This window comes from Blautia hydrogenotrophica DSM 10507, assembly GCF_034356035.1.
Classification (GTDB): Bacteria; Bacillota; Clostridia; order Lachnospirales; family Lachnospiraceae; genus Blautia_A; species Blautia_A hydrogenotrophica.
On the sequence record NZ_CP136423.1, the window covers coordinates 2,006,544 to 2,029,034 of the forward strand.

20 protein-coding genes are annotated in these 22,491 nt (G+C 47.8%); 8 read left to right on the plus strand and 12 right to left on the minus strand.

The annotated features are described in order from the left end of the window. Positions 1-389: 389 nt before the first annotated feature. Positions 390-902, plus strand: coding sequence for an RNA polymerase sigma factor (locus BLHYD_RS09405; protein WP_021844700.1), 513 nt, complete (start codon positions 390-392; stop codon positions 900-902). Then, positions 899-2,287, plus strand: coding sequence for a DUF4179 domain-containing protein (locus tag BLHYD_RS09410; protein ID WP_005946193.1), 1,389 nt, complete (start codon positions 899-901; stop codon positions 2,285-2,287). Before BLHYD_RS09405 ends, BLHYD_RS09410 begins: the two co-directional genes overlap by 4 nt. A gap of 66 nt (positions 2,288-2,353) precedes the next feature. Here BLHYD_RS09410 and purF read toward each other — a convergent pair whose 3' ends face one another. From purF to BLHYD_RS09430, 4 genes are all read right to left on the minus strand, one after another. Next, a complete protein-coding gene (gene purF, locus BLHYD_RS09415) occupies positions 2,354-3,742 on the minus strand; it encodes an amidophosphoribosyltransferase (RefSeq protein WP_005946194.1) in 1,389 nt (462 codons plus the stop codon). Next, entirely contained in the window at positions 3,739-5,349 is a 1,611-nt protein-coding gene (locus BLHYD_RS09420; RefSeq protein WP_005946196.1) for a CTP synthase, read from the minus strand. Before BLHYD_RS09420 ends, purF begins: the two co-directional genes overlap by 4 nt. A 45-nt stretch (positions 5,350-5,394) precedes the next feature. Then, positions 5,395-6,978 (minus strand): asparagine synthase B, encoded by a 1,584-nt coding sequence (asnB, locus tag BLHYD_RS09425; RefSeq protein ID WP_040350296.1) that lies wholly within the window; start codon positions 6,976-6,978, stop codon positions 5,395-5,397. Between the two features lie 72 nt (positions 6,979-7,050). Beyond that, positions 7,051-9,147 (minus strand): glutamine synthetase III family protein, encoded by a 2,097-nt coding sequence (locus tag BLHYD_RS09430; protein WP_040350297.1) that lies wholly within the window; start codon positions 9,145-9,147, stop codon positions 7,051-7,053. 257 nt (positions 9,148-9,404) lie between these two features. Here BLHYD_RS09430 and BLHYD_RS09435 point away from each other — a divergent pair, with 257 nt between their 5' ends. The 6 genes from BLHYD_RS09435 (at position 9,405) to BLHYD_RS09460 (ending at position 14,549) form a co-directional block, all read left to right on the plus strand. Then, the gene (locus BLHYD_RS09435; RefSeq protein ID WP_005946204.1) at positions 9,405-10,616 is read left to right on the plus strand and encodes a glutamine synthetase family protein; all 1,212 of its coding nucleotides are present in this window, start codon (positions 9,405-9,407) and stop codon (positions 10,614-10,616) included. 19 nt (positions 10,617-10,635) lie between these two features. Further along, entirely contained in the window at positions 10,636-11,220 is a 585-nt protein-coding gene (locus BLHYD_RS09440; RefSeq protein WP_021844693.1) for an ANTAR domain-containing response regulator, read from the plus strand. 141 nt (positions 11,221-11,361) lie between these two features. Beyond that, positions 11,362-12,498, plus strand: a complete 1,137-nt coding sequence (locus tag BLHYD_RS09445; RefSeq protein WP_005946208.1) for a glycosyltransferase family 4 protein — start codon at positions 11,362-11,364, stop codon at positions 12,496-12,498. A gap of 41 nt (positions 12,499-12,539) precedes the next feature. Next, on the plus strand, positions 12,540-13,229 hold the full coding sequence (locus tag BLHYD_RS09450) for a glycosyltransferase family 2 protein (protein ID WP_005946210.1): 690 nt from the start codon (positions 12,540-12,542) through the stop codon (positions 13,227-13,229). A gap of 13 nt (positions 13,230-13,242) precedes the next feature. Further along, on the plus strand, positions 13,243-13,608 hold the full coding sequence (locus BLHYD_RS09455) for a DUF2304 domain-containing protein (protein WP_021844691.1): 366 nt from the start codon (positions 13,243-13,245) through the stop codon (positions 13,606-13,608). A 56-nt stretch (positions 13,609-13,664) separates the two neighbouring features. Then, complete coding sequence (locus BLHYD_RS09460; RefSeq protein ID WP_005946214.1) at positions 13,665-14,549, plus strand: RluA family pseudouridine synthase; 885 nt, start codon at positions 13,665-13,667, stop codon at positions 14,547-14,549. Here the strand turns inward: BLHYD_RS09460 and BLHYD_RS09465 are convergent. The 8 genes from BLHYD_RS09465 to BLHYD_RS09500 form a co-directional block, all read right to left on the minus strand. After that, positions 14,506-15,774, minus strand: coding sequence for a type III PLP-dependent enzyme domain-containing protein (locus tag BLHYD_RS09465; protein WP_196795157.1), 1,269 nt, complete (start codon positions 15,772-15,774; stop codon positions 14,506-14,508). The genes BLHYD_RS09460 and BLHYD_RS09465 overlap by 44 nt on opposite strands. 145 nt (positions 15,775-15,919) lie before the next feature. Beyond that, positions 15,920-16,498, minus strand: coding sequence for a xanthine phosphoribosyltransferase (locus tag BLHYD_RS09470; protein WP_005946218.1), 579 nt, complete (start codon positions 16,496-16,498; stop codon positions 15,920-15,922). 48 nt (positions 16,499-16,546) lie between these two features. After that, the gene (locus tag BLHYD_RS09475) at positions 16,547-17,143 is read right to left on the minus strand and encodes a nucleotidyltransferase family protein (protein WP_005946220.1); all 597 of its coding nucleotides are present in this window, start codon (positions 17,141-17,143) and stop codon (positions 16,547-16,549) included. Continuing rightward, positions 17,140-19,416 carry a xanthine dehydrogenase family protein molybdopterin-binding subunit gene (locus BLHYD_RS09480; RefSeq protein WP_005946222.1) on the minus strand — a complete coding sequence of 759 codons (2,277 nt, stop codon included), beginning with the start codon at positions 19,414-19,416 and terminating at the stop codon, positions 17,140-17,142. Before BLHYD_RS09480 ends, BLHYD_RS09475 begins: the two co-directional genes overlap by 4 nt. Beyond that, a complete protein-coding gene (locus BLHYD_RS09485) occupies positions 19,413-19,877 on the minus strand; it encodes a (2Fe-2S)-binding protein (protein ID WP_005946224.1) in 465 nt (154 codons plus the stop codon). Before BLHYD_RS09485 ends, BLHYD_RS09480 begins: the two co-directional genes overlap by 4 nt. Then, positions 19,874-20,695: an FAD binding domain-containing protein gene (locus tag BLHYD_RS09490; protein WP_260784500.1), complete on the minus strand. Its 822-nt coding sequence runs from the start codon at positions 20,693-20,695 to the stop codon at positions 19,874-19,876. The genes BLHYD_RS09485 and BLHYD_RS09490 overlap by 4 nt, the downstream gene beginning before the upstream one ends. Then, the gene (locus tag BLHYD_RS09495; RefSeq protein ID WP_005946227.1) at positions 20,682-21,482 is read right to left on the minus strand and encodes an ABC transporter ATP-binding protein; all 801 of its coding nucleotides are present in this window, start codon (positions 21,480-21,482) and stop codon (positions 20,682-20,684) included. The genes BLHYD_RS09490 and BLHYD_RS09495 overlap by 14 nt, the downstream gene beginning before the upstream one ends. Further along, positions 21,479-22,471, minus strand: a complete 993-nt coding sequence (locus BLHYD_RS09500) for a FecCD family ABC transporter permease (RefSeq protein WP_005946228.1) — start codon at positions 22,469-22,471, stop codon at positions 21,479-21,481. The genes BLHYD_RS09495 and BLHYD_RS09500 overlap by 4 nt, the downstream gene beginning before the upstream one ends. Positions 22,472-22,491: the final 20 nt, after the last annotated feature.

Here is a 22,491-nt window from a genome sequence, read left to right on the forward strand (position 1 = left end):
TTTATTCCTTCGTATCCTTTACTATCGTTTACCTCTCTTAAGAGAAAGGATGACATTAATATTTTTCTATTATATCCCATCTTCCGCGATATTTCTACTTCGATTATGTTATGATTAAGTAACAGTGACAAATTTTATTAATCTCCTCTCACTCGCAGGCCGTGAGCAGTCACACGCTTCGCGCTGCACACAAACTGCTATAACCAGCAGTTTGGCACGAGTATGTCTCGAGATTTTTGTACCAAATGTAAAAAAACGCCTCGCAAGATATTGGAGACATGAACTGTAATCAAATTTTTTCTGTCTTTTCGCATCTTTTATGGATGGTCTCCCGTCTAATGTTTGAAACAACCGGTTGCAGTACATCAAAATTTGAAAGGAGGGCGCTCATGGACACATTAATTCGAAAGGCAAAGAGGCAGGATGCCGATGCTTTTTGCCAGTTGATGGAACTGCATATGCAAAGTATGTACAAAGTGGCAAAAGCTTACCTAAAAAATGATGAGGACGTAGCTGACGCCATCCAGGATACGATTCTGACATGTTATGAGAAGCTTCAGACTCTGAGGCAAAACAGATATTTTAAGACATGGATGACCCGAATTCTGATCAACAAATGTAAGGATATCCTTTCTTTTAACCAAAGGCTTCAATCCATGGAATCTCTGCCAGAGACCGCATGCTGTTCTACCGAATATGCAAAAGTGGAGTGGAATGCTTTGTTAGAACCTCTCGACGAAAAATACCGCGTTATTTTGATACTTTACTATATGGATGGCTTCACCATAAGAGATATTGCCGAGATTTTGGATATGAAAGAACCTACAGTAAAGTCAAGACTACAGCGAGGACGAAAACAACTGGCCGATGCCTATCATTCCCCAAAGGAGGAAATTATATGAAATCGAATTTGGAACAAGAATTGCAAAGACAGCTACGACAGGAAATCGAAATTCCTGAATGCATACAAAAAAAATCAAAACAGGCTTATCTGAAAATCAAAAGCGGTCAGATACGCCAAGAAGAAGTCTTAAAAACTCCCTTAGGCTGGATGAAAAAGACTGCCATCGCTCTGGGTTCTGTCGCCGCTGCCCTTCTTCTGTGTATGGTGCTCTTCTTGACTAACCCAGTCATGGCACAGGACTTCCCTGTAATCGGCAATCTCTTCAGCCTCTTACAGGACAAAATCAGCTTTTTCGGCAACTTTGAAGACTACGCGACCCCTCTCGTCCCTGAAGAAGACACCTCTTTCTCAAAGGATACGGATTCCTCTGGAATTTTCTCAAAGACTGAGGACGGACTGACCATCACGCTCTCTGAAGTCTATGCGAACACCCAGGCCATCTATCTGACTGTACTAATGGAAAGCGAAGAGGCTTTTCCCTCAACCTTAATCGACCAGCAAGACCAGCCAGTTCTTTCTTTGATTGCCTCTGAGAACTACGATTTTAATCCGACGCCGGAAGAATACAACAACCCAATCTATTTCAACCCGGAAGGCCAATTCCTCGACGACTACACTTATTCGTGCATTCTTCGTCTGGATCTGCGCGAAGCCAGTCTGGATCGTCAGGCCTATAACGAGGCGATGATTCAAGCTGAAGCGGCAGCCCAGGAGACGGACGCAGTAATTAACTATCAGAATCTGCAAAGCTTTGTGGAAATCCCAGAACAGATTCATCTCGACTTTCAGATTCAGCAAGTCATCGGCACTCTGGAAGATGCCCAGTACTGGGACAGCGGTTACACCGAAGAAGAGCTGACCGCGATGACGGACGAAGAATTCCAGGAGGTCATGAAACAAATGCCAGAGGAATACAACCAGCATCCAAATCAATACGAAAACTACTGGTTTGACGGTCCCTGGGATTTCTCTTTGGACCTGACCGTCGACAGCTCACGTGTTCAGACCATTGAGATCAATGAAATCAACGAAAATGGTGTAGGAATCTCAAACGTAATCCTGACCCCCTATGAGCTAACCGTCAACGATGCCTATGCGGACGGCGTTCCCTTCTACGACTATTTCCTCGTGGCTTTGGATGCCAACGGCAATAAACTTCCATACAACGATTCCAACGGAAACTGCAATTATTTCACTATTCAAGACCGGGATATCTCTACTGTCGATCTCTATATTTTGGATTACACGGAATATATGGATGAGCTGAAAGGCGAAGAAAACTACAACAACAACGAGAACAAACCGGAGGAAGAAAAATGGAGTACGCTCCTGGATGACCGGTGTTTCTATCACACTACATTGAACTTGACACCTGTTGAATAACTCTTTCTTTTCAGATGAAAAGAAGCGAATAAAAGATTCTATGGTAAAAGCGAATTTGCCAACAGGCTATTTTCTGATTTTGGTCGGAATTGCCGTAGGATACCGCCCATCAAAACAGGCGCTGCAAAAGCCCCCCTCTTCCGTAAGAGACGAGAGCTTTTCCACCGGAAAATAACCCAGGGAATCCGCTCCTATCATTGCCGCGATCTCTGAGACCGCGTGCTTACAGGCTATAAGGTTTTCTTCAGAATCAACGTCGGTACCGTAGTAACAAGGATGCAGAAAAGGCGGGGAAGAAATTCGTACATGCACTTCCTTCGCCCCTGCATCCCGCAAAAGCTCCACGACCCGTCCTATGGTATTGCCCCGGACAATGGAATCGTCCGCGAGAACCACCCGCTTGCCTTTCACGCTTTCTTCCACGGCGGAGAGCTTTATTTTCACTGCATCAAGACGCGCTCCCTGCTCGGGAGAAATAAAAGTTCTTCCTATGTATTTGTTTTTGATCAACCCGATTCCAAAAGGGATTCCGGATTCCTGGCTGAATCCCAGAGCCGCGTCAAGGCCAGAATCCGGAGCTCCCATGACGAGGTCTGCCGACACTGGGTGAGTCCGGGCTAGAATCCTTCCTGCGCGTACCCGTGACAAGTGGACCGAGACACCGTCAATCTTAGAATCCGGACGCGCAAAATAAATATATTCAAAGATACAGATTTTTTTCTCTTTTTCCTGACAGTGCTCTCTGTGGGAAACAACTCCTTCGTCTGAAAATTCCAGAATTTCTCCAGGGGCTACATCCCGTATAACCTCAGCGCCGACGGCCCGAACCGCACAGCTTTCCGACGCCACGATATACACACCGTCCCGAGTTTTGCCATAGCAAAGAGGACGGAATCCATAGGGATCCCTGACGCAGATTAGCTTTCTCGGCGACATCAGTACCAGAGAATAAGCACCGTCAAGGACGGGCATTGCCTCACTGACTGCTTTCTCAATCGAATCCGTTTTCAACCGTTCCTTTGTAATAATATAGGCAATGGTTTCCGTATCACTGGTGGTGTGGAAAATAGCACCGGAAAGTTCCAGCACGTCCCTTAATTTATCTGTATTAGAGAGATTTCCATTGTGAGCCAGAGCCATCTTTCCCTTTTGATGATTTACCTCGATGGGCTGACAGTTTCTCCTGCTCGTTCCCCCTGTAGTCCCGTAACGGACATGTCCCACCGCCATACGCCCTCTGGGAAAACGCGAAAGGACATCTTCGGAAAATACTTCACTGACGAGTCCTAAATCTTTGTGAGAACAAAATTGTCCGTCGTCGTTCACTACGATACCGCAACTTTCCTGTCCTCGATGCTGCAGGGCATATAGTCCATAATAGGTAATCTGCGCCGTCTCCATCGGTTTCGGCGCAAATACACCGAAAACGCCGCACTCTTCATGAATACTGCTCATACTCCTCCTCCATTATGAGAAAGAGCCGTTTCGACAAACCCTTTGAAAAGAGGATGGGGTTTATTGGGACGGCTCTTAAATTCTGGGTGATACTGAACCCCTACATAAAAAGGGTGTTTGCTCAGTTCGATGGTTTCCACCAGCGTCCCGTCCGGGGAAAAGCCACTGAAAGTTAGGCCTGACTGCTGCAGCCTGTCATAAAAAGCATTGTTGAATTCATAGCGATGCCGGTGCCGTTCGCTGATCTGAGTAGTTTTATAGCACCGCTCCATCGTGGTCTCCGGACGGATGACGCAGGGATAAGCCCCCAGACGCAGGGTTCCTCCCTTGGCAATCTGACTGCTTTGCCCCGGCATAAAATCAATGACTTTACTGGGACAATGCTGGTCGAATTCCCTGGATCCTGCGTCTTTAATGCCTGCTACGTTCCTCGCAAATTCAATCACCGCGATCTGCATTCCCAGGCAGATGCCGAAATAAGGGATTTCTTCTTCCCTGGCATATTTCGCCGCCAAAATCATCCCTTCTGTCCCCCGGTATCCAAAACCACCAGGAACCAGAATCCCATCCAGTCCTTTAAGAACTTCTTTTGTGTTTTCTTCTGTTATCTTTTCTGAATCAATCCAATGAATGTGGATGTAAGCATTATAGAAAAATCCAGCGTGGCGCAGAGCTTCCGAAACGGAAAGGTAAGCATCGTGCAGCTCCACATATTTTCCCACCAAGCCAATTTCCACATGAAACCTCCGGGCTTTGATATGCCGGACCATCTCTGTCCATTCGGCCAGATCTGGCTCTGGGACATTCAGACCAAGCATTCGACAGACAATATGAGAAAAACCTGACTTTTCCAGCATTAGAGGAGCTTCGTACAAATCTGGCAGGGTGATATTTTCTATCACACAGTCCGGTTTTACATTGCAAAACATAGATATCTTCCTGAATATCGAAAACTCCAGAGGTTCGTTGCAGCGCAGTACGATAATATCCGGAGTAATTCCCATCCCCTGCAGTTCCTTTACGGAATGCTGGGTCGGTTTGGTCTTATGCTCACGAGAACCCTGCAGAAACGGCACCAGCGTCACATGGATAAACAGACTATTTTCCTCGCCTATTTCCAGAGAAATCTGCCGCACCGCTTCAATAAAGGGCTGAGACTCAATATCTCCGGTGGTACCGCCGATTTCTGTAATAACCACGTCAGCGTTTGTCTTCTTCCCAACGCGGTAGACAAATTCTTTGATCTCGTTGGTGATGTGAGGAATCACTTGGACAGTAGAACCGAGATATTCCCCTCTCCGTTCCTTATTGAGCACATTCCAGTAGACCTTGCCCGTGGTGAGGTTAGAATACTGATTCAAATCCTCGTCAATAAACCGTTCGTAATGTCCCAGATCCAGATCTGTCTCCGCCCCATCTTCCGTAACGAAGACCTCCCCATGCTGGTAGGGGCTCATTGTACCTGCATCTATGTTGATATAAGGATCCAGTTTCTGAGCCGCGACTTTCAAGCCTCTTGCTTTTAGCAGTCTCCCCAGAGACGCTGTAGTAATACCTTTTCCAAGTCCCGACACAACGCCTCCTGTTACAAAAATATATTTTGTCATGCACTTCTCCTTTCAATTTTCGGTAGCCCTGGCAGCTGCCGAGTGTTATCTTCCACTCTCTCCATAGTTTGAGAGAACGCGGGCGGAAGGATCGTTCACATCGCACCCTTTCCAAGTTTTGTTCGGCATCCAAAAGCCCGCGATCATCTGCGCCTGTCCGGGATAATACTTTTCAAAAATCTCTCGGTAAAGCAAGGACTCTTTTGTAAACGGGCGGGCGTAATCGTATTTCCGGGCCCGAAGTTCAAATTCTTCATCGGTATAGTGGCTGTCAGCGTAAGTCTTTAAATGATCCACCATGGAATGGCCTACCGCGTCAGAAAACGCAGCTTTTTCTCTCCATAAAATCTCATCTGGCAGATACCCGTCTTTTTCAAAAGCATGCCGAAGCAGATACTTTCCCTTTCCATAGACATTCTGCTTTTTTTCAGGATCTACCGACATGACATACTCTACGAAATCCAGATCGCCAAAAGGAACTCTGGCTTCCAGAGAGTTCACGCTAATACAGCGGTCCGCCCGCAGCACATCGTACATGTGAAGTTCCCGGATTCTTTTTTCTGATTCCTTCTGAAACGCCTGAGCGTCCGGTGCAAAGTCCGTATATTTATAGCCGAACAGTTCGTCTGAAATCTCCCCGGTCAAAATCACCCTCACGTCTGTCCGTTCGTGAATCGCCTTGCAGCACAAATACATGCCCACACTGGCTCGGATCGTCGTGATATCATAGGTACCAAGAAGATAAATCAACTCCTCCAAAGAGGAAAATACCTCCTGCGGGGTCATATAGATTTCTCTGTGTTCGCTTCCGATATGAGCGGCCGCCTGTCTGGCATATTTCAGATCAATCGCGTCTTCTTTCATACCGATGGCGAAAGTCCTGATAGGCTTTTTGCTCTTTTTCGCCGCAATCGCGCACACTAAAGAAGAATCCAGGCCCCCTGAAAGCAGAAAGCCTATTTTGGCGTCAGAAACCATTCTCTTCTCTACACCGGCGATCAGCTTATCATGGATCTTCTGGCAAACCGTCTCCAGATCATCCCGACAGATTTTCTTTACTGCCGTGATATCCCGGTAAGGGATAAACCTGCCACCTTTATAGTAATGTCCGGGTGGGAACGGCATGATTTTTTCCACAAGGCCTACGAGATTTTTCGCCTCGCTAGCCAACAAAAGCACTCCTTCTTTATTATATCCATAATATAGAGGACGAATCCCTATGGGATCACGGGCAGCCAGGTATTCCCCTGACTTCCCGTCATAAAAAATACAGGCAAACTCCGCGTCCAGCATTCTGAACATTTCCACCCCATATTCCCGGTACATCGGAAGAAGGATTTCACAGTCGCTTCCACTCTGAAAAGCATACCCTTTTTTTCTCAGCTTCTCTCTCCATTTCTCAAAGCCATAAATCTCGCCGTTGCAGACCACATAGCTGCCATCTAGCTCAAAAGGCTGCATCCCCGAATCGCTAAGCCCCATAATCGCAAGCCGATGAAATCCCAAAAACCCCTTGCCGGTATCCACAATCCTAGTATCGTCCGGCCCTCTGGATATCGTCCGTTGAAATCCTTCCAAAAAAACATCATAAGCGGCGCTGCTGCCGCAATAACCCATAATGGAACACATAAAACACTGCCTCCTGCATTTACTGTACGTGCTACTTTTCTCAGATGCTTTTATTAAGACGGCATGCTCTCCTTAGTTTACGCTGAACAGCAAATCGCCGTAAGAGGGATATGGCCAATATTTTTTCGCCGTAAGGGTCTCCGCCTCATCGCAGCCCTCTCTCAGTTCTTCCATCCTCTCAAGTACTGTATCCCGAATCAAAGCTGCTTTCTCCCCGATCTCTTTCACAGACGCAAGAGACTGCATCGACTCTTCCAGTTCCTTTACCTTGACAGAGATTTTGACGTTCAAAACAGAGAGCCTCCATATAAGCTCTTTTTCATACCCGCAGTCTAGTGTGGAATCCAGCACCTTTTTCGCAGACGCCGTATTCGCGAGAGCCGCAATATACTCTTCCACTGCCGGGGCAATTTGAGTCCTTGCCATATCCGCCATGGTATTCGCCTCAATAATCACTGTTTTGCAGTAGTTACCCAAAGTGATCTCATATCTAGATTTCAATTCCTCTTCGCTGTATACCCCGTGCCTAGTCAGCATGTCCACGTTTTTTTTGTCGAGCAGATGGGGAACCGCATCGGGCGTCGCCCTTAGATTCATCAGCCCTCTTTTCTCCATGGCTTCCTTAATCCAGCTTCCATCATATCCATTCCCGTTGAAAATGATACGCTTGTGATCTTTGATGGTCTTTCGGATCATTTCATGGAGAGCAGTTTCAAAATCTGCCGCGCCCTCTAGTCTGTCCGCGTAAATTTTCAAAGACTCAGCAACCGCCGTATTGAGCATAATATTGGAACAGGCAATACTGTCAGAGGAACCGACCATTCGAAACTCAAATTTATTTCCGGTGAACGCAAACGGCGATGTCCTGTTTCGGTCTGTGGTGTCTCGTCTAAACTTCGGTAGCACATCTACCCCTAATTTCATCTGAGTCGCTTTCACACCCTGATATGGCGTGTCCGTCTCGATCGCTTCTAGAACTCCTGTCAGTTCGTCTCCCAAGAAAATGGATATGACAGCCGGCGGCGCCTCGTTTGCTCCTAGGCGGTGATCATTTCCCGCTGTGGCCACTCCGATACGCAGAAGATCTTGGTAATCATCCACCGCTTTGATGACGGCACACAAGACAAGAAGAAACTGAGCGTTCTCATAGGGTGTCTCCCCGGGAGAAAGAAGATTCTGTCCTGAATCCGTGGCGATGGACCAGTTGTTATGTTTTCCGCTTCCATTGACGCCTGCAAAGGGCTTTTCATGGAGCAGACAGATCAGATTGTGTTTCCTGGCCACTTTCTGCATGATTTCCATCGTCAACTGATTGTGATCTGTGGCGATATTTGCAGTCGTATAGATCGGAGCCAGCTCATGCTGAGCCGGAGCCACCTCGTTGTGCTCAGTCTTCGCCAGAACTCCCAGTTTCCACAACTCTTCGTTCAGTTCTTCCATATAGGCAGCCACCCTTGGTTTGATAGCGCCGAAATAATGATCATCCATCTCCTGCCCTTTTGAGGGCTTCGCTCCGAACAGAGTCCTTCCCGTATACCGTAGATCCGGACGTTTGTCGTACATCTCCTTAGTAATTAGGAAATACTCCTGTTCGCAGCCCACAAAAGGACGGACACATTTGGTCTTTTTGTCCCCAAAAAGCCTCAAGATTCGAAGAGCCTGCTTATTCAGAGCTTCCATTGACCGCAGAAGCGGCGTCTTTTTATCCAGCGCATGTCCGCTGTAAGAACAGAAAGCCGTGGGGATGCACAGTTCTTTTCCTTTGATAAAAGCATAAGAGGTAGGATCCCAGGCAGTATACCCTCTGGCCTCAAAAGTTGCCCTGAGTCCTCCGTTTGGGAAGGAGGAAGCATCCGGTTCTCCTTTGATCAATTCCTTTCCGGAAAACTCCATGATGACTCCTCCGTCCGGCGCCGGCATGATAAAACTGTCATGCTTTTCTGCAGTAATTCCCGTAAGCGGCTGAAACCAGTGTGTAAAATGTGTCGCCCCTTTGGATAACGCCCAATCCTTCATGGCGAACGCTACCGCATTGGCCACGGTGATATCCAGCTTTCTTCCTTCATCTATGGTTTTTCTAAGCGAAGCATATACTTCCGCCGTCAGGGCAGCTCTCATCTCCCTGTCATCAAAAACCAGGCTTCCAAAATACTCTGATACTGTTCTCATAGCAAACATTCCTTTCTTTTGTATTTATGATAAGTCTGAAAAAAGGCAAAGACGCCTTTTATGCGGATACATAAAAGACGCCTTTGCCTTAAATTAAAAAACAACTTTATTCTACTCCTCAGTCCTTCCATTTGTCAATCCCCTGATTTTCTTTTTTTCTTCGGAATGCATTCTGGGCACAATTTTGAGCTCTCTTGACAAATCAAAAACGGAATGATATGGTAAACCAAGAAATAGTAGAAAGAAGGTAAAAGACCATGAAGTATTCAAAGGAAGAGGTTATGCAGTATGTTCTGGAAGAAGACGTAAAGTTTATCCGCCTCGCTTTCTGCGATGTATTCGGCAGACAGAAAAACATTTCCATTCTCCCAGAAGAGCTCTCCCGCGCGTTTCAGTACGGAATTGCCTTTGACGCTTCTTCTATCGCAGGCTTTGGGGACGAAACCCATTCCGACCTTTTCCTCCATCCGGAACCTGAGACTTTAAGACTCCTCCCCTGGAGGCCAGAGCACGGCCGGGTAGTCCAGATTTTCTGTCATATTTCCTACCCAGACGGCACGCCCTTCGAATGCGACACACGTAGCTTTCTGAAAAAAGCGATAGAAGACGCGAGAACAGCCGGGTATCAGTTTTTCTTTGGTGCAGAACAGGAATTCTATCTATTCCAGCTTGACGAAAAGGGCTGTCCCACCAAAACTCCCTATGACAAAGCAGGATATATGGATATTGCCCCCGACGACAAAGGAGAGAATATACGCCGGGAAATCTGTCTTACTCTGGAGCAGATGGGGATTCGCCCTGAGAGCTCTCACCATGAAGCAGGGCCCGGACAGAATGAAATTGATTTCCGCTACTCCGATGCTCTCACCGCGGCAGATCAGACCATGCTCTTTCGAACAATCACAAAAATCGTTTCCTACCGCAATGGCCTTTCAGCAGATTTCACACCGAAGCCCCTTCCGGTCGAGCCGGGAAACGGCTTCCATATCAATATTTCCATACAGCCTGATGAGACTTTTTCCAATCTCGGTCATGTTATCGGCGGAATCTTGGAAAAAATTCGGGAAATGACTGTTTTCTTTAATTTTACAGAAAATTCCTATCAGCGTTTCGGCAACAATAAGGCCCCCATGTATATTTCCTGGGCCGGAGAGAACCGCTCGCAACTCATTCGAATTCCGGCTACTTTCGGAGAATATCGCCGTGCGGAGCTTCGTTCCCCTGACCCACTGGCGAACCCGTATCTATCCTTTGCCCTACTGATCTACGCTGGTCTTTACGGACTCCAAAACAACTCCGAGCTTCCTGCCGCCGCGGATATCAATCTTTTCCAGACGGACGTTGAAGCTTTGGCAAAGTTTGAAAAACTTCCTGAAACCTTGGCATCCGCTAAAAGTGCCGCCCTTAAAAGCCCTTTTATAAAGAGGTATGTCCCTGCGGCCATTCTTAGCGCTTACTGTGAAAACTAAAAAATAGGAGGAGATCAACATGTGTCTGAAAAAAAGCGTGTACAGCACCCTGATTGTTTCCGCATCGGCAAATTTCAATACAGCACTGTATGGTCTGCTCCCAGAATCCAAATGTTCCCCTGCCCACACCTGTTCCAGCATAAGCGCTGCAAAGCGGGTTTTCGCGGAACAGGAATTTGATTTTGTTCTGATTAACTCCCCTCTTCCCGACGATACCGGCGTGCGTTTCGCCATCGACGTCTGCAAATCCAAAAACTGTGTCGCCCTTCTTCTCGTCCGCTCAGAACTGCATGACGAGATTTATGAAAAAGTATTTCCCTGGGGCGTTTTTACCCTTGCGAAACCCACTTCCAGGACGGCTCTTATCCGTGCTCTCGACTGGATGGTCAGCACCAGGGAACGTCTGAGAAATCTGGAGAAAAAAGCCCTGTCCATCGAAGAAAAAATGGAAGAAATTCGCCTGGTAAATCACGCGAAATGGCTCCTTATCAGTCAGCGGCAGATGAATGAATCTGCCGCACATCGTTATATCGAAAAACAGGCTATGAACCGTTGCCTGACAAAACGTGAGGTTTCTTTGGAAATCATCCAAAACGGTTCGTGAATATGGCACCGACCTTTCTTTTCTCTCTAGTTTGTGTTATCATGATAGAAGTCAGTTTATACGCCACATTTCTACACATTTTTACACCTACCTGACGGAAATGTTTTTTAACTGACAAATATAAAAAATAGGTATACTACTATGAATCAATCTTACTGCATTTTTGCCGCTCAGTATTTCCCTCATCTGGGCGGCGTGGAACGATATACTTACCACCTGGCCAAAGAGTTGACTGCGCGGGGAGACCGTGTGGTGATTGTCACGTCCAATGTACAGCGACTCTCCTCCTACGAATGTATGGATGGAATTCCCGTCTATCGCTTTCCTTGTCTCAATCTTCTGGATGGCCGTTTTCCCGTGCTGAAACCTACAGGTGATTTTTTCAAAATACACCGACAGTTAAAGCACCAACGCTTTGACAAAGTAATTGTCAACACGCGTTTTTATCCTCACTCTCTCTACGGAGTTCTGTTTGGAAAAATCCGAGGGACAAAAACCGTCGTCATTGATCACGGTTCCAGCCACCTGACCGTGCACAATCCGTTTTGGGACACCGTTGGCGGCTGGTATGAGCATCTATTCACAAAGATCCTTCAGCTCTTCTGTCAAGACTACTATGGTGTCTCCCAGGCCAGCGTACGCTGGCTGAAGCACTTTCACATCCGCGCAAAGGGCACACTATACAACGCCATTGACTTAAAGGAAATACAAGCCCGCCTGGACAAACCAAAACGAGATTTTCGCAAGGAATGTCAGATTCCAAATCACGCTTCCGTGATCACATTCACAGGCAGGCTGTTGCGGGAAAAGGGACTTCTCCCTTTGACCCAGGCTTTTTCACAGCTTCAGAAAATCTATCCCGATACTTATCTTTGTATCGCTGGAGACGGTGATCTGGAACAAGAACTGAGGGCTATAGATGATTCCCACATGAAAATCTTAGGGAGACTGGATGCGGGAGAGATCATCGACCTGCTGCGAATCACAGACATCTTCTGTCTTCCTTCCGTATCGGAGGGCTTCTCTACCTCCCTGCTAGAAGCCGCCGCCTGTGGAAATTATATTGTCGTCACCGATACTGCCTGTCCTTACGAATTGCTTCCTGATCACACCGGTGGAACAATTCTAAGAGAACTCAGCGCTTCCGCTATCGCTGACGGCCTATGTCACGCCTTGGAACATCCAAAAGAACGGCAAACTGCTATCAAAAACACCTATCAAAAACTGACTGAAAACTTTACCTGGGACATTGTCACCGACAAAGTTCAGGCACTTTAAGACAGTCCTATCAAACATCTATCGCAAAAGTGAGATCGTATATGAGAACCTTAGTCATCATCCCCGCTTACAACGAGGAATCAAATATTAAGAAAACTATAGAAAAATTAAAAGAATATCACCAGAATTTCGACTACATTGTCATAAATGACTGTTCCACCGATCATACCAGAAAGATCTGTGAGCAATATCAATATAACCACATTAATCTCCCGATCAATCTGGGAATCGGCGGTGCGGTTCAGACAGGTTATCTCTATGCCTGGGAGAACGATTACGATGCGGCTGTTCAAGTGGACGGCGATGGCCAGCATGACCCCGCCTATCTAAAAGAAATGGTAAAAGTTATGGAAGAACAGCAGGCAGCTATGGTAATAGGCTCCCGTTTTATCCGTAAAGAAGGATTTCAGTCCTCCTTTACAAGACGGCTGGGAATCCGATATTTCACCTGGCTGATTCGTCTTCTGACACATCAGACAATCACGGACCCCACCTCTGGATTGCGGCTAGTAAATCGTGAAGTCATAGAGCTGTTCGCCCGCCACTATCCTAAGGACTATCCTGAACCTGAAAGCACTGTCTGTATTCTGAGAAGACAAAAGAAAGTCGTAGAAATTCCTGTGATGATGCAAAAGAGAACCGGTGGTGTCTCTTCAATCTCCCCTGGTAAATCCATCTATTATATGATTAAAGTTACCCTGGCTATTTTGATTGAACGAATTCGCCACTGAGAAAGGAGCTGCTATGAGTTTCAAGCTACAGATTATCATCGCCCTAATCATACTCGCGGGATTAATTGTACTAGTCAATCTCATTCGAAAAAATAAATTGGAATTAAAATATGCTCTCTCCTGGATTTTTCTGGGAGCGGGAATCCTGATTTTTGATCTGTTTCCCGGTTTGACCAGCTTTCTGGCATCGCTTCTGGGCATAGAAGTTCCCATTAACATGCTGTTCTTTCTGGGCTTTTGCTTTTCTTTGCTCATTATCTTTTCCCTCACTGTAGCAGTCTCCCGCCTTTCTAGACGGGTCACTAAGCTCACACAGGAACTAGCGCTTCTGAGCAAAAAACTGGAAGACTCTCAAAACACAGCGAACAAAACCAATTGAACCTATCTTCTCCGACATTAGAAAAGGCAAAGCGTCTCGCACGCCATGAGGAATTTATGGAACGGATTTTTCACTATACGATCACAAAAACACAAGAAGGAATCACTATCTATGATTTTCTGCGCTCCTTGGGGTATTCCCGCAGCCTCCTGTTGCATTTAAAAAGATCTCCTCAGGGAATTCTGCGCAATGGGCAAAACACCTTCGGCAGTGTTCTGCTTCAGGAAGGAGACTGCCTGGATATCCGCCTGGTGGAGAACATTTCCTCCCAGAATATCCCACCTACTCCCATGGAATTGAAAATCCTCTATGAAGACGAAGATATTTTAGTCTTGAACAAACCCGCTGACACTCCCATCCATCCTTCCATGGGAAATTATGAAAATACTCTCGCTAATGGTGTGGCCCATTATTACCAAAGCCAGGGAATATCCTTTGTCTACCGCTGTATCAACCGTCTGGACCGCGATACCACCGGCGCCCTGATTCTTGCCAAACACGCCTACAGTGCAGCGCTTCTGTCCGCAGCTATGCAACGGCGAGAGATTCACCGCACCTATCTGGCCTTGGTCCAAGGTCTCTGCCCAGAATGCGGGGTTATCGACGCACCGATCGCCAGAAAGGACGCTTCTGTCATAGAACGGGAAGTCAACCTTCGCACAGGAGCACCTGCCCTCACCCGCTACGAATGTCTCGCTTTCCATCAGGGACTCTCCCTGGTTCAGCTTCGCCTTGAAACCGGCAGAACTCACCAGATTCGCGTGCACATGAAGTATCTAGGCTATCCTCTGCTGGGAGACTATTTATATAACCCGGACTACAGCCGTATCGGACGCGTATCTTTGCACTCCTACCAGTTGGATTTCTGCCACCCAATCACGGACAAACCCCTCTGCCTTACGGCTCCTGTCCCGAAAGACTTTCTTCAAGCTTGGGAGTAAAAGATTCTTCCACGACATTGCCATCTTCGTTTAAAAACAATTCTATAGGCCGTATCTGAGTGGAAAACTGCACCGGTGACAAAACAGCAGCATAGGCCCCCGCATTCGTTATGACCACAACATCTCCACATTCCAAACGAGGCATCACAAGATTCTCTGCAATGATATCTGTTGCCGTACAAAGATTTCCTACCAGATCCACCCTCTCAGCAGGCTTCCTCTCACGCAGTGTAAGAAACTGAAATGCATCTGTGCCGGTAAAGAGAGGTTCACTTCCCTCAGGAGACTGCTGGCCCTGCCAATACCGTTCTACCAGGCAGGCTAAAGAGGGGCGAATAAAACCGTTTAAAGTATTCTTCAAAATGATGTATGTCTTCGCATGGGACACTTTTCGATCCATCACCTTTGTCACATAGACCCCCGCTTTTCCTACCACATGGCGTCCCGTCTCAATCATGGCTCTTATGCCGGGAAATTCCTCACGGAACCTGGCAACTGCGGCCTCGACAGATTGGCCCAGCTCTTTTAAATTCAACGCTCTATCTTTGACCGCATAAGGAATCCCCATGCCAGCCCCCATATTCACATAGTCCAAAGACACATCTGTCACCTTTTGCACCCGTCTTGCCAACTCGAGAACATTCTCATAATACCTAGCCAAAAGCTCTGTGTTCAGCTCCTGGCTGCGCAAATGCACATGAATACCCGTCACTCTCACATTAGGAAAACGATTTTCTCTCAAAAAGGCTAACGCCTCTTCCTCATCAATGCCGAACTTAGAAGGCATTCCCTCATTTTTGTAAAAAGAAAAATTCGGGTTGATTCGTATCCCAATCTCTACCACGAGATTTCTGTGCTTCGCCGCAAACTGAATCCTCTTAATTTCTTCGATACTGTCAGCAATCAAGACTGCGGACTCCATTGTGCTCTCGATATCTTCCATGGATTTTCCTGCTGCGGAATAATAGATCTTCTCTTTTTTCTGACCAGCCGCAACAGCTTTTCGCACTTCACCGGCGCTTGCAGCATCTGCTCCCAATCCCTGGGCGAAAACACTATTGATGACATAAGGATTGGAATTACATTTGATGGAATACAGAAATTCTATGTTTGGAAAATGCTGTTTCAACCTCCGAATGCTATCAACAATTTTTCTCTCGTCATACAGGTAAAAACTGTCATATCGTTTCGCCTGTTCTTCTACTATTTCCTTATCAAATATCACCTTTATTTGCCTCACTTTCTTTGACCACATAATTTTTCATCGGTCTGAGTACAGAAAAAAGCCCGGAGTTCCCATAACATCAGGTTCTCCGAGCATAGATACAAAAATATTTCTCTAAATCAGGTGGTTATTTTTTAGAGGTCTCTCAATCTCTGAATACAATCTCACCGGTTTTCTCATTCATGGAATCTATGATTGCCAAAGACTCTATGCGGATTCCCTGGGAGCGCAGCAAGTCACCGCCCTGCTGAAATCCTTTTTCAATGACAATTCCTGCTCCCACCAACTCGGCCCCTGAAAGCTGAACCAGCTCTGCCAGTCCTTCCAGCGCCATTCCATTGGCCAAGAAATCGTCAATCAAAAGAACCCTGTCCCCTTTTCCCAAAAATTCCTTTGCCACGATAATATCGTAGACACGTCCATGGGTAAAGGATTCCACCTTTGTCGTGTAGACATCTCCGGCAATATTTTTGGTCTGATTCTTCTTCGCGAAAACCACCGGAACTCCAAAAGACTGGGCAACCACACAGGCGATTCCAATTCCGGAAGCCTCAATCGTCAGAATTTTATTGATTTTCTCTCCTTCAAAGCGGCGCTTAAATTCTTTCCCAATCTCTTCAAACAGCTGAATATCCATCTGATGATTCAAAAAGCTGTCTACTTTTAATACGTTTCCCTCTTTGATTTTGCCATCCTTGCGAATCCGATCTTGTAATAACTGCATATTCGTCTCCCCTGTTTATCCTTTTGTGTGACTCTTATTGTACCCATTTTACCGCAAAAATGCAAGCGTTTCCTCAGGCCGATAATCCAAATCCTCCAGTTCTCTTTCTGACGCCGCTTCGTAGAAAAAAGTCTGCGCTTCCTTTCCTTTTAAGATCGTCCTTCCTCCCTGTTCTCCTCTCAAAGCCAAGAGTTCCTCCCTCATACTCTCTGAAAAATAGACGGGATTGCCGGCACAGCCCCGATAGCTGATACAGCCAAGCAGCGGCTTTTTTTCCTCCACTGCCTTTAAAAAGCCTTCCAAAGTCTCACTGCTCATCCAGGGCTGGTCCGCCACAAAAAAGACGAAGCCTCCCTTACCCTCCTCTCCCGAGCCTTCCAAAATCCCTGCCCGGATGGAATGGGAAATCCCCTGCCGGCTTTTGGGTGAAAACACCGCCCAAACCGGCAGCCGTCTCACTTCCCTGTAAATTTCTTCATATTGGGTAACGACCGTCAGCTTCCACTGGGGATATCTTTCGCAGATTTCCATCAGACGTTCCAGTCCATAACGGTATAAGGGTTTTCCCCGTATCTGGAAAAGCAGCTTGTTTTCTCCGAAACGCCGGCTGTTTCCTGCTGCCAGATAGATCAAATTCAGTCTCATTTTTTCTTCAGCCCCATAGCGATTTTCTCGCTGGTGACAGGCAACTCATGAAACCACAGTCCTGTGGCATTTGCGATCGCATGAACCAGTGCAGGAGAAGGCGTATTGATTACAATCTCACCGATGGATTTCGCCCCAAACGGCCCCGTCGGTTCATAACTGCTCTCGAACTCCACCCGCAGTCTTCCCAAATCCAAGCGTGTGGGAATCTTATACTGCATAAAAGAGTTGTTCCGCATTTTCCCCGTTGCCGTATACTGAATATCCTCATACAGAGCCATTCCAATTCCCTGGACCAGCCCACCTTCCGTCTGTACTCTCGCCAGATTGGGATTCACCACGGTACCGCAGTCCACCACGGCCACATAGTCTAAAATCTCCACAGACCCTGTCAGCTTATCCAACTCAATCTCCACCATTCCTACCATAAACGGCGGAGGCGACACTGGAGAACTGTGCGTGACAGTCGCCTCTAAGGACTCCCGGCTGCCGCTCATTCCTTGATCCGCCAACTCTTTTCTTGACATCGACGTTCCCGTAGACAAGTCCACGAACTGGCTGCCGTCAAACTGAATCTGTTCCTCCTGCGCATCCAAAAAAAGCGCGGCTGCCCGACACATACTCTGTCGCAGCTTTTCACAAGCCTGCTGAACTGCCCTGCCTGTCACATAAGTGGTGCTGGACGCATAGGAACCTGAGTCATAAGGAGAGACATCGGTGTCCGCGGCATACACGGAGATCTCCTCCACAGAACACTCCAAATTCTCCGCGGCCATCTGGGACAATATCGTGTCACATCCTGTCCCCATATCTGCGGAGCCGATGGTCAGTGTATAGCCGCCTCCATCGTCAAGACGCACAGAGGCGGAGCCCACATCCACACCAGAAATTCCTGAGCCCTGCATTGCCATCGCCACGCCCACACTTCGCACTTTACCGTTTCCCATATCTCTGCAAGGGTATTTTTCATCCCAGCCGATCATCTCCTTGGCCCTTGCCATACAGCGGTCCAGCGCACAGCTGTTCGTCTGTTCCCCGTAGTAGGCAGGCATCACCTGTCCTTCCCGGACCATGTTCTTTTCCCTGAGCCTCACAGGGTCCATGCCAAGCTTCTCGGCCAACTCATTGACTGCTGTCTCCACGGCAAAAATTCCCTGCGTAGCTCCATATCCCCGGTAAGCTCCCGCAGACATCCGATTCGTATAGACCACGTCATAGGAGAATCGGTGTGCCTCCAGACTTCCGTACAAAGGGATGGATTTATGACCACTCAATCCCACCGTCGTGGGACCGTGCTCTCCGTACGCCCCTGTATTTGACAACGTATATACATCCATTGCCCGGATTGTACCATCTCTGTCCGCACCTATGCGCACAGTCACCTCCATCTCGTGGCGGGGTGAAGAAGCGATCTGAGACTCCTTCCTGCTGAAAATCATCTTTGACGGCCTCTTGGTCATCCAGGTTACAAAGGCTGGATAAATCTCCGAGACGACAGTCTGCTTCGCCCCAAAACCTCCTCCGATTCTCGGTTTTGTCACTCGGATTTGGGACTTGGGGATTCCCAACGCGTTGGAGAGAATCCGGCGCACATGAAAGACAATCTGTGTGGAGCTTAACACATTCAGCCTCCCATAGGCATCGAGACAACAGTAGGTTCGAAAAGTCTCCATCATCGCCTGCTGATTGGCTTTGGTGTGGTAAGTCCCCTCTACCACCACCTCACAGTCCTGCAGCACCTGCTCCACGTCTCCTTCACCAGAGGAGCCGCTGGCACACAGATTCCTCTTATTATCCGCCCCTACAGAGCACAGCGCTTTCCAGTCCTCTTCGGGGTGCACCAAAATTTCACCGTCTTTCGACTGGTGAAAATCCAGAACTGCCGGAAGCACCTCATAGGTCACTTTGATCTTTTTCAAAGCTTGGTCTACACAGACTTCATTTTCTCCTGCCACAATAGCCACCGGATCCCCCACGTACCGCACATGTCTGTCTAAAATCAGCCTGTCATAGGGGCTTGGTTCCGGATAAGTCTGGCCAGCCATCGTAAATCTTTCCCTCGGCACATCTTCCCAGGTATAGACAGCCACAATCCCCTCCACCTTCTTCGCTGCTTCGGTGCGGACGGACTGAACCATGGCGTTGGCATGAGGACTTCTCAGAACCTTCACAACCAGACAGTCCTTTCCTGTTACATCATCCAAAAACACAGGCTGTCCTGTCACCAAAGACATCGCGTCCTTTTTCCTGATTGGCTGATTGACCGTCCTCATAGCTTCGCCCCCTTTTTATATTCCAAAAATGCCTGAATTCCTCTGAGCTGTCCCTCATAGCCGGAACAACGGCAGAGATTTCCTGCCAGATATTCCTTGATTTCCTCCTCGGTAGGCTCTGGATTTTCCCGAAACAGCGCCAGGGCGTTCATAATCATGCCCGGATTGCAAAACCCGCACTGTTCCGCCCCCTGGTCAGCAATAAAAGCTCCAAACTCCGCCGCTTCCTCCTGAAGCCCTTCCAAAGTACAGACTTTATGCCCGTCTGCCCTGGCCGCCAGCACAGAACAGGACAGAACCGGCCTCTCATCCAAAAAAACTGTACAAAGTCCACAGTTCGCTGTCTCGCAGCCCCGCTTTACACTGTAGCAGCCATGCTCTCTCAGAAAATCAATCAGCAGTAAATCTGCCGGCACTTCCTGGGAAATCATCTTTCCATTGACTTCTATTTGAATTCTCATGCCTGTTCACCTCCCTGAGCTTCCTGATTCAATGCGTCCAGCCCTCTCTCCATCAACACTCCCAGCAGATGTTCCCGGTATTCTCTGCTTGCCCTCATGTTAGACCCGAGGACGGTCTCTCCGCTCACTCTCTCAAACATAGCCTCTTTCTCGCCGTCAGTAAGTTTTCCCTCTCTCAGCTTTTTCGCCTCCTCAGATGTCATCTTCCACATCACTGCCTTGGAGGGCCTTGCCCCCACCACAATTTTTCCTTCCCGTTCATCCACAGACAGCGCGCAGGCCAAAACCGGAAAATCCGTCCTGGTATTCCGGTGCGCCAAATACGTACAGGCCAATGAGTGTTTTTTTACAATCACGCGCACCAAAATATCCCGATCTTTAGGCATCCCGGAAAATTCTTCCAACGAAACCCTGCCGGCATGGTAAAGCTCTACCTGAGTATCCAAAGCCAGAAAAAAAGTTAAGACATCCGAAAACCCAAATCTTCCGTACAGGCTGCCTCCCACAGTCGCCAGATTTCGAAACTGAACCCCTACAATGTCCTTGACACTGTCCCTAGCTGCCCCCTTCGTGTAGACACAAAAACCTGGATGTGTCTCCAGCTCCCGCAGAGTAACCATAGATCCGATGACGAATTCTTGTTCTGTCTCCTCAATCTTGTCCAATCCTAGTTCCGACAGGTCAATGGCTGTCTGTATCCTCCGGTTTCCCATCTTCAGCCACAACATTCCCCCGATAATCTTGTTATTTTTCTTTTGATTCAATTCATAAGCCTGTGAGAGGCTCTTTACTTTTACATATTCCTTAATTTTTAGCATCCTGTCTCCTCCACACAATGGTTTTTCCTTCCGGTGTCTCGTACACCCGCCCGTCCATCCCATAGAGCTGTCTTAGCCAGCTCAGATAAGTTTTCTCAAAATCCCAGTCCTTTTTACTCAGTGAGGCCGCCAGTTTTCCTTCTTTTAACACCAGAATCTGTTCTGCGTACTCGTAGGCCAAAAGAGGATCGTGAACACTCAAGATTGCTCCTGTTCCCTCTGTCCGCAGATACCTGTTCAGCCTGACCAAAAATCTGTGCTGGCGCCCAAAATCCAAATTGGCCAAAGGCTCATCCAACACCATCCATCTGGCTTCCTGCACCCTGGCCCTGGCCAGATAGGCAAGCCTGCGTTCTCCGCCACTGATCTCGTCGAAATATGCTTCTGAGAGATGGCGGATATGTAAGCTCTCCATCGCTTCATCAGCCTTCTGATAGTCTGACTTTCTCGGCGTATCCAGCCAGTTCAGATAGGGGTTTCTCCCCATCACCACAAATTCTCTCACCGGACAGTGAAGCCCTGTCCTGCTCTCCTGGGGCACATAGGAGAGATATCTGGCTCGGCGTCCCGCAGACATCTCATGGAGAGCCAGAGATTTTCCATCCTCCAGCCAGATCTCTCCTTGAGACAGCGGACAAATCCCAGCTAAACTCTTGAGCAATGTGGTCTTCCCAGCGCCGTTGACTCCCAATACAGCCGTTAAACCAGGGCCACAGCAAAAGGAAACATCCCTTAATATCTCTGTTTTCTGCAAACATATCCGCAGTCCTCTCACTTCCAGTCTCATACTACCGTCTCCCCTCTTCTCTTCCTCCAAAACAGCAGCATAACCAAAAAGACGGCGCCAATCAGTGAGGTCAAAATACTGATTGGAATTTCTGAAGGAGTCAGCGACCGTGCCAGGGTGTCCGCCCACAAAAGGACCGCAGCTCCGCCCAAGATGCACAGAGCATAGTTCCTGCGAAGACTTTCCCCAAAAAAGTATCTCATCATATGGGGTACAATTAAGCCAATCCATGAGATCACACCAGTCACAGAGACCACCGCAGATACCAGAATCGTCGCCGCAAAGATTCCCGCTAATTTTACAGTTATCACTGTAAGCCCTAAACTAGCTGCTTCCTCCTCTCCTAAAATCATCACCTGAAGCTTCCACCGAAAAATCCACAGAAGGAGAAAGCCAACTACCATCAGAGGCAGAATGGTCCATACATCCTCCCAGCGAATCGTATGAAAGCTGCCCATCAGCCAGTAATCAATGGTAGGAAGCTGCCTATTTGGGTCCGCCGCGTATTTTAAGGCCATAATCCCAGAGTCCGCCAAAGCCCCCATGACAATCCCAGCTAAAATCAGGCTGATACTTCTTTGATTTCCCATCATTTTCGCCAAGATCAGGGCCAAAATCACCGTCACGATGCCTCCTGTCAGTGCAAAAAACTGCACGCCTGCCGCAGAAGTACCCAGCAAAATCCCGGTTACTGCTCCGGCAGACGCTCCGCTGCTGACCCCTAACACGTCCGGGGAAACCAGCGGATTCTGAAAAAGGTTCTGATAGACCAGACCAGCCACAGACAGCGCTCCGCCAGACAGACACACAAAAAAGACTCTGGACAGACGGACCCTAAAAAAGATATCCGACTTGATTCCTTCCGTCATGGTTCCCGTGACAATCTCCCAGATTTCTCTTAAAGTCAAGGGATACCGTCCGATACAGCAGGAAGCCAGAATACTCCCAAACAACAATACCGCCAATATCCAGAATCTTCTCTGTCTCATGGTTTTCCTCCACTATTCTA

What these genes read in the sequence shown, in the direction of transcription:
- BLHYD_RS09475 (WP_005946220.1), bottom strand. Translation starts at nt 17,143, where the DNA reads ATGAGACTGAATTTGATCTATCTGGCAGCAGGAAACAGCCGGCGTTTC.
- BLHYD_RS09440 (WP_021844693.1), top strand. Translation starts at nt 10,636, where the DNA reads ATGTGTCTGAAAAAAAGCGTGTACAGCACCCTGATTGTTTCCGCATCG.
- BLHYD_RS09470 (WP_005946218.1), bottom strand. Translation starts at nt 16,498, where the DNA reads ATGCAGTTATTACAAGATCGGATTCGCAAGGATGGCAAAATCAAAGAG.
- BLHYD_RS09445 (WP_005946208.1), top strand. Translation starts at nt 11,362, where the DNA reads ATGAATCAATCTTACTGCATTTTTGCCGCTCAGTATTTCCCTCATCTG.
- BLHYD_RS09485 (WP_005946224.1), bottom strand. Translation starts at nt 19,877, where the DNA reads ATGAGAATTCAAATAGAAGTCAATGGAAAGATGATTTCCCAGGAAGTG.
- BLHYD_RS09495 (WP_005946227.1), bottom strand. Translation starts at nt 21,482, where the DNA reads ATGAGACTGGAAGTGAGAGGACTGCGGATATGTTTGCAGAAAACAGAG.
- BLHYD_RS09480 (WP_005946222.1), bottom strand. Translation starts at nt 19,416, where the DNA reads ATGAGGACGGTCAATCAGCCAATCAGGAAAAAGGACGCGATGTCTTTG.
- BLHYD_RS09450 (WP_005946210.1), top strand. Translation starts at nt 12,540, where the DNA reads ATGAGAACCTTAGTCATCATCCCCGCTTACAACGAGGAATCAAATATT.
- BLHYD_RS09430 (WP_040350297.1), bottom strand. Translation starts at nt 9,147, where the DNA reads ATGAGAACAGTATCAGAGTATTTTGGAAGCCTGGTTTTTGATGACAGG.
- BLHYD_RS09500 (WP_005946228.1), bottom strand. Translation starts at nt 22,471, where the DNA reads ATGAGACAGAGAAGATTCTGGATATTGGCGGTATTGTTGTTTGGGAGT.
- BLHYD_RS09420 (WP_005946196.1), bottom strand. Translation starts at nt 5,349, where the DNA reads ATGACAAAATATATTTTTGTAACAGGAGGCGTTGTGTCGGGACTTGGA.
- BLHYD_RS09460 (WP_005946214.1), top strand. Translation starts at nt 13,665, where the DNA reads ATGGAACGGATTTTTCACTATACGATCACAAAAACACAAGAAGGAATC.
- BLHYD_RS09455 (WP_021844691.1), top strand. Translation starts at nt 13,243, where the DNA reads ATGAGTTTCAAGCTACAGATTATCATCGCCCTAATCATACTCGCGGGA.
- BLHYD_RS09405 (WP_021844700.1), top strand. Translation starts at nt 390, where the DNA reads ATGGACACATTAATTCGAAAGGCAAAGAGGCAGGATGCCGATGCTTTT.
- asnB (WP_040350296.1), bottom strand. Translation starts at nt 6,978, where the DNA reads ATGTGTTCCATTATGGGTTATTGCGGCAGCAGCGCCGCTTATGATGTT.
- BLHYD_RS09435 (WP_005946204.1), top strand. Translation starts at nt 9,405, where the DNA reads ATGAAGTATTCAAAGGAAGAGGTTATGCAGTATGTTCTGGAAGAAGAC.
- purF (WP_005946194.1), bottom strand. Translation starts at nt 3,742, where the DNA reads ATGAGCAGTATTCATGAAGAGTGCGGCGTTTTCGGTGTATTTGCGCCG.
- BLHYD_RS09490 (WP_260784500.1), bottom strand. Translation starts at nt 20,695, where the DNA reads ATGCTAAAAATTAAGGAATATGTAAAAGTAAAGAGCCTCTCACAGGCT.
- BLHYD_RS09410 (WP_005946193.1), top strand. Translation starts at nt 899, where the DNA reads ATGAAATCGAATTTGGAACAAGAATTGCAAAGACAGCTACGACAGGAA.